Genomic DNA, 12894 nt, shown 5'->3' with positions numbered 1-12894 from the left:
ATCCGCTTCATCCCGATATCGGGCCCGGCCCGTCGGTGCGTCAGACCTTGGCGGCCGTGAAGCCCTGCTCGAGGTCGGCGACGATGTCGTCGATGTGCTCGATGCCGACCGAGAGGCGCACGAGGCCCGGGGTCACGCCGGCGGCCAGACGGTCCTCGTCCGGGCCCTGGGAGTGCGTCGTCGACGCGGGGTGGATGACGAGCGAGCGCACGTCACCGATGTTGGCGACGTGGCTGTGCAGGGTCAGCGCCTCGACGAACTTCTTGCCCGCCTCGAGGCCGCCCGCGATCTCGAAGGAGAGCACGGCACCCGCGCCGCGAGGCGTGTACTTCTCCGCCAGGGCGTGGAAAGGACTGTCCGGCAAGGACGCCCACACGACCTTCTCGACCTGGTCGTGCCCTTGGAGGAAGGCTGCGACCTTGTGGGCGTTCTCGAGGTGGCGCTCGATGCGCAGCGACAGCGTCTCGATGCCCTGGGCGATGAGGAACGCGTTGAAGGGCGACGCGGCGGGGCCGAGGTCGCGCAGCAGCTGGACGCGCGCCTTGAGGATGAAGGCGAGGTTGGCCCCGAGGGGGCTGCCGACGCCGAGGTCGCGGGCGAAGACGAGCCCGTGGTAGCTCTCCTCCGGCGTGTTGTAGTTGGGGAACTTCTCCGGGTCGGCTCCGAAGTCGAAGGTGCCCGCGTCGACGATGACACCGGCGATCGAGGTGCCGTGGCCGCCGAGGTACTTCGTCGCGGAGTGCACGACGACGTCGGCTCCCCACTCGATCGGGCGGATGAGGTAGGGCGTCGCGACGGTGTTGTCGACGACGAGCGGGACCCCGTGCTCGTGCGCGAGGGCCGCGACGGCCTCGATGTCGAGGATCTCGCTCTTGGGGTTGGCGATGGTCTCGCCGAAGAGGAGCTTCGTGTTGGGCCGGATGGCAGCGCGCCACGAGTCGATCGACGTCGGGTCCTCGACGAAGCCGACCTCGATGCCGAACTTGGGCAGCGTGTGCTTGAAGAGGTTGAAGGTGCCGCCGTAGAGGCTGGGGGAGACGACGACGTGGTCGCCGGCCTCCGCGATGTTGAGCACGGCGAGGGTCTCGGCCGCCTGGCCCGAGGCGACGAGCAGGGCGCCGACGCCACCCTCGAGCGCCGCGATGCGCTGCTCGACGACGTCGGTCGTCGGGTTCATCAAGCGGGTGTAGATGTTGCCGAACTCCTTGAGCCCGAAGAGGTTCGCGGCGTGGTCGGTGTCGTTGAAGACGTAGCTCGTCGTCTGGTAGATCGGCAGCGCGCGGGCTCCGGTGGCGCTGTCGGGGGCCTGGCCGGCGTGGATCTGCTTGGTCTCGAAGGACCAGTTGGGCTCGGTCATCGGTCGTCCTGCTCTTCCTGGGTCGTGTCGCTGACCGGGGTCCCGTGTCACCGGGCCCCGTGCACCGACGGGTCGGTGCGGGAGAGAGGCTCTCCGCGCTTGCCCGCGCGCCGGGTGGCGTCGACGGGCCAGGTCCTCACCCGGGGCACCCCACCGCGGTTGGAGGGTTGCCGGCCAGCGAGCCGGGGCTTGTCGCTGGCGCTCATGACCTACCGGCGAGTGTACGTATGCGTGTCCGCCACGTGGGAGGGCGTGTCCTCATCGTGGACGCGTCGTCACCGGTGTGGGCGCCTGGCGCGTGTTGGGAAGTGCCGGCTCGGGTGGGATCGCTTGCAGGGCAGAGGAGTTCGTTGTCCACAGATGAGCCAGCGGGTCTTGCGAGTCTTTCGAACACGTGTTCTAATCGAGTGAAGGGAACGAGCGTCGAGAGGAGGGTCACCGTGCCGTTCACCCCGTCGCCGGCCGAGACCTCCGCTGTGCGCTCGGGAGGGCCCTGGCCGGTGCTGCGTGCCCGATGGTCCTCCGACCCGGACCACTGGGCGCGCACCCTCGACCCCGTCCTCGACCCGGTCCTCACGCAGCTGCGCGCGGGGCGCGGGCGGGCCCGAGCGGCGGCGGCGCTCGAGGGGCTGGCGCGGGCCGGGGAGCGGGTGCTCGCCGAGATCCAGGCGCTCGAGGTCGCCAAGGCCCGCCTCGAGGCCGACCTGCTCGCCGCGTACGGCGCACTGGCCACCATCGAGGCCCAGCAGATCCAGGCCCTGCCCGCCGGTGCCGCCGCCCGGGCGTCCTCGCGGGTCTCTCCCGAGCGGGTCGTCACCGAGGAGATCGCGCTCGCGACCGGCGTCGGGACCGGGGAGGTCGCCCGCCGGCTCACCCTGGCCACCGCACCCCGCCGGCACCGAGTCGTCCTGAACGCGCTGCGAGCCGGGCGGCTGTCGCTGCACCGCGCGCTGCAGGTCGCCTCCGACACCGCGTTGCTGCCCGACGCCGACGTCACCACCGTCGCACAGGCCGTGCTCGCCCCGTCCCGGGACGGCCAACCCCTCCCGCAACGCACCTTCACCGCCCGGCTGCGGCGCGCGGTCGCCTCGGTCGATGCCCGGGGCAGCGCCGAGCGGCACGCGCACGCCCGGTCCCGGCGCGGGGTGTTCGGCCGGGTCACCGACGACGGGATGGGCTGGCTGACCGTCACCACCGACGCCGCGTCCGTCGCCGCGGTCATGGACCGCCTCGACACCACCGCGCGCGGACTGCGCGGCGGCGGCGACCCGCGCAGCCTCGACCAGCTCCGCGCCGACCTCGCCACCGACGCCCTCCTCCGCGAAGCCCACCATCGCCGGCCGGAGCTCACCGCCGCGGCCGGCCATGCCACCGACAAGGCGCCCGGCACGATGCCCGGCACGATGCCCGACACGATGCCCGACACGATGCCCGACACGACGCCCGGTGCAGCGTCCAGGGCCACCTCGGGAGAGGTCTCCGGTGGCGCTGCCGCGCTGGCGTGGATCGTCGTGCCCTTCGAGGTCGCCACCGGACAGGCCGACACCGCGTGCGAGCTGCCCGGCCACGGCTGGGTCACCGCCACCCACGCCCGCGAGATCATCACCCGACCCGGCTCCGTCTGGGCCACCCTGCCCGTCGACCTGCGCACCGGCCGCGCCCTCACCCGAGCGACCCGCACCTACCGCCCCACCCAAGCCGTCCTCGAGCACGTCCAAGCCGTCGATGGCACCTGCCGCGGACCCGACTGCCACGTCCCTGCCACCCGCTGCGACCTCGACCACGAGACCCCCTGGCCCACCGGACCCACCAGCACCGACAACCTCCACGCCAAGCACCGCCTCCACCACAACCTCAAGACCACCGGCATCTGGACCTCCGCACCCGACACCGACCACGGCCTCATCTGGACCACCCTCACCGGCCGCACCTACACCACCCACCCCAAGAACTGGCGCGCCGGCGTCTCCCCACCGGACCCTCCCGACGAGCAACACCTCCAGAGCCCGACCCCGCAGACCCCTTCCGCGACCGACGACGAGTCGCCGCCCTTCTGACCCTGTCGATGCCTCCGTGGCGTGAATCACGAGGACGTCCTACTAAACCGAACTCGCGAGTAGGATCACGATCCGTGAGCACGAATGCCGACTTCGACCTGTTCCGGACCAGCGAGGACCACGAGGCCCTGAGGGAGGCCGTCCGCGCGGTCGCCGAGGACAAGATCGCCCCGTACGCCGCGGCCGTCGACGAGGAGGCGCGCTACCCCCAGGAGGCGCACGACGCCCTCGTCGCGTCCGACTTCTTCGCCCCCCACGTGCCCGAGGAGTACGACGGTGTCGGGGCCGACGCCCTCGCGACGTGCATCGTCATCGAGGAGGTCGCGCGCGTCGACGCCTCCGCGTCCCTCATCCCGGCCGTCAACAAGCTCGGGTCGCTGCCGCTCATCCTCGCCGCCAGTGACGACGTCAAGGCCCGCTACCTGCCGCCGCTCGCCAAGGGCGAGACGACCTTCTCCTACGGTCTGTCCGAGCGCGAGGCCGGCTCCGACACGGCCGCGATGAAGTGCCGTGCCCGCCAGGACGGCGACGGCTGGGTGCTGAACGGCCAGAAGTCGTGGATCACCAACGCCGGTGTGTCGGAGTACTACACCGTGCTCGCCGTCACCGACCCCGACGGACCCCGCGGCGGCAACGTCACGGCGTTCGTCGTCGAGAAGTCCGACGAGGGCTTCACGTTCGGTGAGAAGGAGCGCAAGCTCGGCATCAAGGGCAGCCCCACCCGTGAGCTGATCTTCGACGGCGTGCGGATCCCCGGCGACCGCGTCGTCGGCGAGGTCGGCGACGGCCTCAAGATCGCCCTCCGCACGCTCGACCACACGCGCGTCACCATCGGGGCCCAGGCCGTCGGCATCGCCCAGGGCGCCCTCGACCAGGCGGTCGCCTACGTCAAGGAGCGCAAGCAGTTCGGCACGCGCATCGCCGACTTCCAGGGCATCCAGTTCATGCTCGCCGACATGGCGATGGAGCTCGAGGCCGCCCGTCAGATGGTCTACGTCGCGGCCGCCAAGTCCGAGCGTGGCGACAAGGACCTCACCTTCTTCGGCGCAGCCGCCAAGTGCTACGCCTCCGACGTCGCGATGAAGATCACGACCGATGCCGTGCAGCTGCTCGGCGGGGCGGGCTACACGAGCGACTTCCCGCTCGAGCGGATGATGCGCGACGCGAAGATCACCCAGATCTACGAGGGCACCAACCAGGTCCAGCGCCTGGTCATGGCCCGCCAGGTCCTCAAGTAGGCTGGGCGCCGCTCGCGCGGGGAGGCCGGGCCATCGCGCCATGACACCCGACGACGAGAAGGACGCCTGTGGACCTGAGTCCTGACCCCCAGCCGGACCCCCAGCCCACGGTCAGCGTCATCATGCCGATCCTCAACGAGGAGAGGCACCTTCGCGACGCCGTCGCGATGATCCTCGCGCAGGACTACCCCGGACCTCTCGAGGTCGTCCTCGCGCTCGGGCCGTCGACGGACCGCACCGACGAGGTCGCCGCCGAGCTGGCCGCGGCCGATGCCCGCGTGCGGGTCGTGGCCAACCCGACCGGTCGCACGCCCGACGCGCTCAACGCCGCGATCGGCGCCAGCACCGGTGAGGTCATCGTCCGCGTCGACGGCCACGCCGAGATCCCCGACGACTACATCAGCGTCGCGGTCGGTGAGCTGCTGCGGGTCGGCGCCGACAACGTCGGCGGGATCATGGACGCCCAGGGCACGTCGCCCTTCGAACGCGCCGTGGCCGCAGCGATGCGCAGCCCGCTCGGCGTCGGCAGCGCACGCTTCCACACCGGCGGTGAGGCCGGTGACGCCGACACCGTCTACCTCGGAGTCTTCCGCCGTGCAGCCCTCGAGCGGGTCGGTGGCTACGACCCGCACTTCGCCCGGGCCCAGGACTGGGAGATGAACCACCGCATCCGCGAGACGGGCGGCAAGGTGTGGTTCACCCCGGCGCTCAAGGTCACCTACCGCCCTCGTGCGTCCGTCCAGGCCCTGGCCAAGCAGTACTTCCACTACGGACGCTGGCGCCGCGTCGTCGCCCGTCACCACGAGGGCACCATCAACCCGCGCTACCTCGCGCCACCGACCATGGTCGGTGTCACCACGGTGGCCACGATCGCCGGCTTCGTCTGGGCGCCTGCCTGGCTCGTCCCGGCGGCGTATGCCGCGGGCGTGACCGCAGGAGGCCTCGCCATCAGCAGGGGAGAGTCACCCGCGACCCGAGCGGTGACGCCGGTCGTCCTGGCGACGATGCACTGGTCGTGGGGCATAGGGTTCCTGACGAGCCCGAGCCGCCTCAAGCGCTGACCCAGGGCGCCACCGCCCGACCTCACCTCACGACACCGCATCGGAAAGGGACGTCGATCGTGCTCGACAACGCGAAGCTGCTGGTGCAGCTGGGCCAACAGGTCGTTCGCCGCCAGCTGGCCAAGCGCAGGCTCTCCGAGCGCCTGCAGCGATCCGGCCTCGAGCCGGGCGCCGACGCCCCGTTCCGGTGCGCCGTCTACTTCTCCGACGACCCGGTCAACCTCTACCAGATCCGGCAGTGGTACGCCCCGCTGCAGGAGCTCGCCAAGACCCAGCCCGTGGTCGTCATCTCGCGCATGCCCGAGACGACGAGCCTGCTGCTCGACGAGTGCCCGCTCCCCGTCGTGCACGGCCCGCGCGTCACCGACATCGAGGCCTTCATGGCGGGACACGAGATCGGGCTCGTGCTCTACGTCAACCAGAACGTCCGCAACTTCCAGATGCTCCGCTTCGCCGACCCGGCCCACGTGTTCGTGAGCCACGGCGAGAGCGACAAGTCCTACATGGCCTCGAACCAGCTCAAGGCCTACGACCGGGTGTTCATCGCCGGACCCGCCGCCGCGGAGCGCCTCCGCGGGGCGCTCGTCGAGTTCGACGTCGCCACGCGGGCGGTCGAGATCGGTCGGCCCCAGGCGGACGTGACCTACGAGGCGCCGCAGCTGCCCGACGACGGGCGCACGACGGTCCTCTACGCCCCGACCTGGGAGGGCGACCGCCAGAGCATGGCCTACGGGTCGATCGCCAGCCACGGCGCGGCGCTGCTGACCAGCCTGCTCGCCGACCGCAGGTTCCGTGTCGTCTACCGACCGCACCCGCGCTCCGGGACGTTCGACCCGGCATACGGCACGGCGTCCACGCACCTGGCCCGCCTCGTCGCGGAGGCCAACCACGCCGACCCGACGGCCGGGCATCTCGTCGACACGGAGACGGCCTTCGGCTGGCACCTGGCCCGCCTCGACGCGTGCGTCACCGACATCTCCGCCGTCGCCCTCGACTGGCTCGCCACGGGGAAGCCGCTCGTGCTGACGCGTCCCGCGAGCCCGCTCGCGGACGTCGAGCCGACCCGGCTCAACACGAGCGTGCCCATGGTCGAGGTCGACCGCGCCCGCGAGATCGTCAGCATCCTCGACGACGCGATGTCGGCCCCAGAGGACTCCCGTGCCGAGGTCGTGCGTCACTACTTCGGCGACACCAGCCCGGGCGCGGCGACACAGCGCTTCGTGCAGGCCGCGACCGAGCTCATCGACGCGCGGGTCGACCGGATGGTGCACCAGACCTGAGTCCGTCCTGACCGTGCCCCGCCACGGGCCCCGAGCGGGCCTGGACGCGGCACACGGCGAGCACCCCTAGACTTCGGCGAGGATCGGGCAGGGGATCGCCCAGCCCGGCCCTGGATGCAGAGGGCCCCCGAGCACGAAGGAGAAGGTGGTCTGCGCGCATGATCGGCGTGTCCCAGTTCCGAGGCCTGATGGCCAAACGTCAGGTGCTGCGCACCCTGGTCGAGCGTGACCTGCGGGTCCGCTACGCCGGCAGCGTGCTCGGCTACATCTGGACCGTGCTCGACCCCCTGCTCATGGCCCTCGTCTACTTCGTCGTCTTCACCGTGATCTTCACGGCGCGCTCGAGCGGCAACCAGCCCTACTTCCTCCACCTCGTGACCGGCCTCTTCCTCTGGCAGTGGTTCGCCTCCAACATGTCGGAGACCTCCAGGGCGCTGCTGTCCGAGTCGAAGCTCGTGCGCTCGGCGAACCTGCCCCGCGAGCTGTGGGTCGTGCGGGTCGTCCTGGCCAAGGGCATCGAGTTCATCCTCACGCTCCCCGTCATCATCGCGTTCACGATCTACTACGTGGCCACCGGCCAGACGAAGCTGCACTGGACGCTCGTCTTCATCCCGGTCGCCCTCCTGCTGACCTTCCTGCTGTCCGTCGGGATCGGCATGATCCTCGCGCCCGTCACGGTGCTCGTCACCGACATGGCGCGCGTCGTGCGCATCGTGCTGCGGCTCGCGTTCTACGCGACACCGGTCCTCTACAGCGCCGACATGGCACCGCCGACCCTGCGCACCGTCCTCGCTCTCAACCCGATGAGCGGCATCCTCGAGCTCTTCCGGTCCGGCTTCTTCAAGGGTGAGATGAACCTGCTCTCGGTCGCGTCGGCCTGTGTCCTCACCGTCGTCCTGCTCCTCGCCGGGGCGTTCGTGTTCAAGCGGCTCGAGCCGGCCGTGCTCAAGGAGATCTGATGGCCAAGCCGGTGATCGAGGTCCGAGACCTGGGAATCGAGTTCTACCGTTCGCGGCGGCGGCGGATGTCGCTGCGCGAGATGGTCTTCAAGGGCAGGTCCGGGGCGACCAACGAGACGTTCTGGGCCCTGCGCAACATCTCCTTCGACGTCAACAAGGGTGAGGCCGTGGGTCTCGTCGGCGGCAACGGCAGCGGCAAGAGCACGCTGCTCAAGATGATCGCCGGCGTCATGCTCCCGGACGAGGGCCATGCCAAGATCCGTGGCGGGGTGGCCCCGCTCATCGAGCTGACGGGTGGCTTCCTCGGAGACCTCAGCGCGCGCGAGAACGTCTACCTCGCGGCCGGCCTCCACGGCCTGACCAAGCGCGACATCGACGCCCGCTACGACGAGATCGTCGACTTCGCCGGACCCCAGGTGCAGGCGGGCATGGACATGCCCTTCCGGCACTTCTCGTCCGGCATGCAGGTGCGCATCGCCTTCGCGCTCATCACGACGCTCGACCAGCCGGTCGTCCTCGTCGACGAGGTGCTCGCCGTCGGTGACCGCACCTTCCGCGAGAAGTGCTACCAGCGCATGGAGAACATGCTGTCGGGCGGCAAGACCCTCTTCCTCGTGTCGCACAGCGAGCACGACCTGCGCCGCTTCTCCGAGCGCGGCCTCTACCTGCGCGCGGGCGAGCTCAAGGACGACGGCCCCATCGACGAGGTGATCGCCCAGTACAACGCCGACGCCGACGCGGACGCCGCTTCGTGAGACTCGACGAGCGCCCGCTCGTCGGCGACGCTCGTGCCCGGGCCGTGCACGGCCGGTCGTCCGGTGGTGACCTCGTCGTGCTCGGCGGTGCCCCGGCGACCGACCTGCTCGAGTCGCTCGAGCCGTTCGGCCTCACCGACCTCACCGGCCCGAGCGACGGGCACGACGTCTCCTCGGCCCTCGCGGCCGCGGCGGACGCGGCCGCGAGGTCGGCAGACGTCCCGCTCGTCCTCGTCAGCCACGACCTGCGGATCAGCCCCGTGGCCCTCCTCGACGTCCTGGACGGCCCGCGCGACGTGACCTCGGCGGCGGTCGTCGACGGCCCGGTCACCGACCTGCGCGGCGACGGGTCCGACGAGGCACCGGGTGGGTTCACCCCCGTGCGCGTCGACCCGGTGTCCCGGCGGGTCACCTCCGTGGGGACCGTGCGTCACGTCGTCAGCGGACCGACGACGTATGCCGCCGGGATCCTCCGCGTCGCCGCAGCCGACCGGGCCCGGGCGGGTGAGGTCCTGCGCGCGGCGGCGACGAGCGAGTCGGCGCGGGAGCCCGGCATGCAGCCCCTCGACCTGGCGCTGCTGGCCGTGGTCCGCGACGCCACGGTCCCGGTCGCCGCCCTGCCCCTGGCCCACGTCACCGTCGAGCGCGGGCACGAGCAGCGTCCGGGTGCCGCCGGGTCCGCGTGGCAGCAGCGCCTGCGGGCCGCGTCGCGCGGCAACGACGGGGTCTTCTCGACGCACGCGATCCGTCCGCTCTCACGGCGCCTCACGGCATACGGCCTCGGGCGCGGCTGGACGCCCAACGTCGTCACCTTCGTCAGCCTCCTCCTCGGCCTCATGGCGTGCGGTCTCGCGGCCGTCGACACGCGCTGGACGTGGGTGCTCGCCGCCGTGCTGCTCCAGGCGTCGCTCGTCGTCGACTGCGTCGACGGCGAGATCGCCCGGTTCACCCGTCGCTACAGCCCGCTCGGGGGATGGCTCGACGCGGTCAGCGACCGCATCAAGGAGTTCACCCTCGTGGCGGCGGTCGCCTGGGTCGCAGCGCGCCGCGGCGACGACCTGTGGTGGCTCGCCATCGTCGTGCTGACCCTCCTCGCGGCCCGGCACGCCGAGGACTTCGCCTACGCGATGCGCCACCGTGCCCTGTCGGCCCGCCCGGTCGTGCCACGGGCACTCGACGTGCCGGGCGACGGGGGAGCGCAGGGAGCTCGCACCGACGTGCCGCCCGCCCCGTGGGGCCGCGCCCGCGTCGTCCGCGACGTCAAGCAGGTGCTGCACCTGCCCATCGCCGAGCGCTACCTCGTCATGTCGGTCGGGCTCCTCGTCTTCAGCCCCGCCTTCCTGCTGTGGGCGCTCGGGATCGCGTCGGCCCTCGCGTTCGCCTGGACCCAGGTGGGACGTCTCGGCAAGGCCCTGACCCGGCGAGACCGCTTCCGCGCCGACCAGCCGGACCCCACGCTGCCGCACCTCGTCGACCTCGCCGTGCTGCCGCGACCGACCGGCCGGAGCAGGCTCGCCTGGCAGGTGCCCGGCCTGCTCGTCGCCGTCGAGGCGGCGGCGCTGCTCCTCGCCGCCGGCGGGGACCCCGTCGCGCGCGCGGCCGCCTACGCCTGGCTCGCCGCCGTGTGCTGGCACGTCTACGACAACGTCTACCGGCTGCGCGAGACCGGCCGCGGCACGCCGCTCTCCCTGGTGCGCGCCACCCTCGGCGTCGAGGGTCGCGTCGTCGTCCTCGCCGTCATCGGCGGCTTCACCGACCGCCCCGCCGTGCCGCTGCTCGTCGGCGCCGTCCTGCTCCTCGGTGCGTATGCCGCGGAGTCGGCCCGCGCGTGGCGCGCGGTCATCGGGGCGCCGGCCGATGCGGCGTCGAGCCCGGCGACACGGCAGGATGGCTCCTCGTGACGCACGACCCGACGAACGACCGCCCGAGCATCGCCGAGCTCAAGGCCGTCGCCCAGCCGCCCGAGCACATCGCCCGCTACAACGCGGAGCACTGGGCCGGCGCGCTCTACATCCGTCACCTCTCGATCTACGCGACGCGCGCCCTCCTGCCGACGCACATCTCGCCCAACGGCGTGACCTGGCTGATGATCCTCACCGGCCTCGTCGGCGCGCTGGCCATCCCGTTCGGCGGCCTCGTCGGCCCGATCGTCGCCGTCGTCGCCATGCAGCTGCAGATCCTGCTCGACTGCTCCGACGGCGAGGTGGCCCGATGGCGCCAGCGGTTCTCGCCCGCCGGCATCTACCTCGACCGCATCGGGCACTACGTGACCGAGGGCGCGATCCCCGTCGCGATCGGGCTGCGGGCCGACGGGTGGAGCCTGTCGGCGCCGGGCGACGTCGGCGGCTGGACCGCGCTCGGCATGCTCGTGGCCCTCGGCGTCCTGCTCAACAAGGCCTTCACCGACCTCGTCCACGTGGCCCGGGCCAAGACCGGACGCCCGCCGCTCGAGGACGTCGAGGGCACGGCCCGCCCCAAGGCGTCGGGCATGGCGCGGCTGCGGCGCGCCTTCGACTACGTGCCGATCTTCCGGGCGTTCGTCGCCGTCGAGGCCTCGATCCTCGCGCTCGTCGCAGCCGTCGTGGACGCCGTCCACGGCGACCTGCTCGGCACGCAGGTCCTCGTCGTCGCGATGGTGCCGCTCATCGTCGTCACCGCCGGGGGTCACCTGCTGGGCGTGCTGTCCAGCTCGAGGCTCGACTGATGTCGGCCGACGCCACGCCGCTGCCGGTGGTCCAGTGGGCCCAGGAGCACGGCGAGGTCGGCGGCGTGCGCACGAGCCATGCCCAGCTGACGTCCGTCCTGCGTGCCGAGGGGATCCCGGTCTCCTACGTCGACACCGGCTCGGCCCGGCGCGCGGCCGCGATGCTGCCACGACTGGCCCGACGGTCCCTCCACCTGCTGCACCTGACGCGCCTGTGGCGGGCCATGCTGCTCGCGCCGGCCTTCGCACTGCTGCCCGGTCGCACCGTCCTCGTGCTCCACTCGGGCTCGACGGGCGGGCAGGTCGCGCGGATGACGGCCTGGCGGCGGCGGGCTCTCGTGCTCGCGCTGTACGCCTACGACGAGATCTGGGCCGTCAACGACGAGATCGGGGCGATCCTCCCCGCAGCCCTGCGCGCCCGCATCACCGTCGTGACGCCCTTCGACTCGTCCGCGGCACCGGTGCCGAGCCCCTACGAGCGGGAGCCGCACGCCCTCGCCCTCGCCACGAACGCCGGGCTGCCGCACTACAACGCGCTGCTCGGCATCGAGACGGCCCGCGTCGTGCGCGAGCGCTGGGGCGACGCGACGCTCACCGTCCTCGCCTACGGCAACGACACGCCTGAGGTCGAGGCGCTCCGTCGTCTCGCCGACGCGGAGCCGTGGCTGACCGTGGCCTTCGACTCGAGCGCCGACGAGGTGTCGGCCGTCCTGTCGCGCGTCGGCACCTTCCTGCGCCCCACGAGCTGGGACGGTGACTCCGTCATCGTCCGGGAGGCCCAGGCTGCCGGCGCCACCGTCGTGGCCAGCGACGCGGCACCCCGGCCGGCCGGGGTCGTGCTGGCCCCGCTCGAGGCGCGTGCTCTCGCGACCGCCGTCACCGACGGGGGACCCGTGAGCGACGGCAGCGGTCTCGCCCAGACGACGCTCGCCGACGCGGTGCGGGCCGCCGAGTCCGCGGCGGCTCGTCGCTGAGCACGGGGACCGGTACCCTCGCTGACGACGCGGTGGGCCTCCCCACCCGTCCACCTGCCCTAGGAGAAGAGTGAGCCAGCGGACCGTCATCACCTTCGGGACCTTCGACGTCTTCCACGTCGGGCACGTCCGAGTGCTCCAGCGAGCTGCCGAGCTCGGCGACCGCCTCGTCGTCGGGGTCTCGGCCGACGCCCTCAACATCGCGAAGAAGGGCCGGCCGCCGGTCTTCAACCAGGACGAGCGCCTCGAGATCATCTCGGCGCTCAAGGTCGTCGACGAGGTCTTCGTCGAGGAGTCGCTCGAGCTCAAGCGCGACTACATCGTCGAGCACGGCGCGGACGTCCTCGTCATGGGTGACGACTGGGCCGGCAAGTTCGACTGGGTCGGCGACGTCTGCGAGGTCGTCTACCTGCCGCGCACGCCCTCGGTGTCGACCACGGGCCTCATCGAGCACATCGCCAGCCTCGGCTGAGGCCGGTCGCGCAGAGGACCCGGGACCGATGCACCCG

At 71.9% G+C, this 12894-nt stretch carries 11 protein-coding genes and 1 riboswitch; of the genes, 10 read left to right on the top strand and 1 reads right to left on the bottom strand.

Translation table 11 applies throughout. The features are described from left to right. Positions 1-40: 40 nt before the first annotated feature. A complete protein-coding gene (locus tag ACSQ2D_RS14365; RefSeq protein ID WP_435986613.1) occupies positions 41-1357 on the bottom strand; it encodes a bifunctional o-acetylhomoserine/o-acetylserine sulfhydrylase in 1317 nt (438 codons plus the stop codon). A 90-nt stretch (positions 1358-1447) separates the two neighbouring features. Then, positions 1448-1567, bottom strand: a riboswitch (SAM riboswitch). Positions 1568-1797: 230 nt separating this feature from the next. Between ACSQ2D_RS14365 and ACSQ2D_RS14360 the strand changes: the two genes are divergently transcribed. The 10 genes from ACSQ2D_RS14360 (at position 1798) to ACSQ2D_RS14315 (ending at position 12857) form a co-directional block, all read left to right on the top strand. Then, positions 1798-3414: an HNH endonuclease signature motif containing protein gene (locus ACSQ2D_RS14360; RefSeq protein WP_435986612.1), complete on the top strand. Its 1617-nt coding sequence runs from the start codon at positions 1798-1800 to the stop codon at positions 3412-3414. 74 nt (positions 3415-3488) lie between these two features. Beyond that, entirely contained in the window at positions 3489-4652 is a 1164-nt protein-coding gene (locus ACSQ2D_RS14355; protein ID WP_435986611.1) for an acyl-CoA dehydrogenase family protein, read from the top strand. 68 nt (positions 4653-4720) lie between these two features. Beyond that, positions 4721-5713, top strand: coding sequence for a glycosyltransferase family 2 protein (locus ACSQ2D_RS14350; RefSeq protein ID WP_435986610.1), 993 nt, complete (start codon positions 4721-4723; stop codon positions 5711-5713). Between the two features lie 59 nt (positions 5714-5772). Beyond that, positions 5773-6993 (top strand): CDP-glycerol glycerophosphotransferase family protein, encoded by a 1221-nt coding sequence (locus tag ACSQ2D_RS14345; RefSeq protein ID WP_435986609.1) that lies wholly within the window; start codon positions 5773-5775, stop codon positions 6991-6993. A gap of 158 nt (positions 6994-7151) precedes the next feature. Then, complete coding sequence (locus ACSQ2D_RS14340; protein WP_435986608.1) at positions 7152-7952, top strand: ABC transporter permease; 801 nt, start codon at positions 7152-7154, stop codon at positions 7950-7952. Further along, entirely contained in the window at positions 7952-8707 is a 756-nt protein-coding gene (locus ACSQ2D_RS14335) for an ABC transporter ATP-binding protein (protein WP_435986607.1), read from the top strand. Before ACSQ2D_RS14340 ends, ACSQ2D_RS14335 begins: the two co-directional genes overlap by 1 nt. Then, positions 8704-10608, top strand: coding sequence for a CDP-alcohol phosphatidyltransferase family protein (locus tag ACSQ2D_RS14330; protein ID WP_435986606.1), 1905 nt, complete (start codon positions 8704-8706; stop codon positions 10606-10608). The genes ACSQ2D_RS14335 and ACSQ2D_RS14330 overlap by 4 nt, the downstream gene beginning before the upstream one ends. Further along, positions 10605-11411: a CDP-alcohol phosphatidyltransferase family protein gene (locus ACSQ2D_RS14325; protein WP_435986605.1), complete on the top strand. Its 807-nt coding sequence runs from the start codon at positions 10605-10607 to the stop codon at positions 11409-11411. Before ACSQ2D_RS14330 ends, ACSQ2D_RS14325 begins: the two co-directional genes overlap by 4 nt. Then, positions 11411-12385: a hypothetical protein gene (locus ACSQ2D_RS14320; protein WP_435986604.1), complete on the top strand. Its 975-nt coding sequence runs from the start codon at positions 11411-11413 to the stop codon at positions 12383-12385. The genes ACSQ2D_RS14325 and ACSQ2D_RS14320 overlap by 1 nt, the downstream gene beginning before the upstream one ends. 70 nt (positions 12386-12455) lie before the next feature. Then, on the top strand, positions 12456-12857 hold the full coding sequence (locus tag ACSQ2D_RS14315) for an adenylyltransferase/cytidyltransferase family protein (RefSeq protein WP_435986603.1): 402 nt from the start codon (positions 12456-12458) through the stop codon (positions 12855-12857). Positions 12858-12894: the final 37 nt, after the last annotated feature.

Origin of the sequence: Terrabacter sp. LjRoot27 (assembly GCF_964254175.1) — a bacterium.
GTDB lineage: Bacteria > Actinomycetota > Actinomycetes > Actinomycetales > Dermatophilaceae > Terrabacter.
The sequence above is the reverse complement of the archived record's forward strand: the minus strand, read 5'-3'. Positions and strand labels throughout refer to the sequence as shown.

Coding starts and splice junctions, on each gene's coding strand:
- ACSQ2D_RS14365 (WP_435986613.1), bottom strand. CDS start 1,357: ATGACCGAGCCCAACTGGTCCTTCGAGACCAAGCAGATCCACGCCGGC.
- ACSQ2D_RS14340 (WP_435986608.1), top strand. CDS start 7,152: ATGATCGGCGTGTCCCAGTTCCGAGGCCTGATGGCCAAACGTCAGGTG.
- ACSQ2D_RS14335 (WP_435986607.1), top strand. CDS start 7,952: ATGGCCAAGCCGGTGATCGAGGTCCGAGACCTGGGAATCGAGTTCTAC.
- ACSQ2D_RS14320 (WP_435986604.1), top strand. CDS start 11,411: ATGTCGGCCGACGCCACGCCGCTGCCGGTGGTCCAGTGGGCCCAGGAG.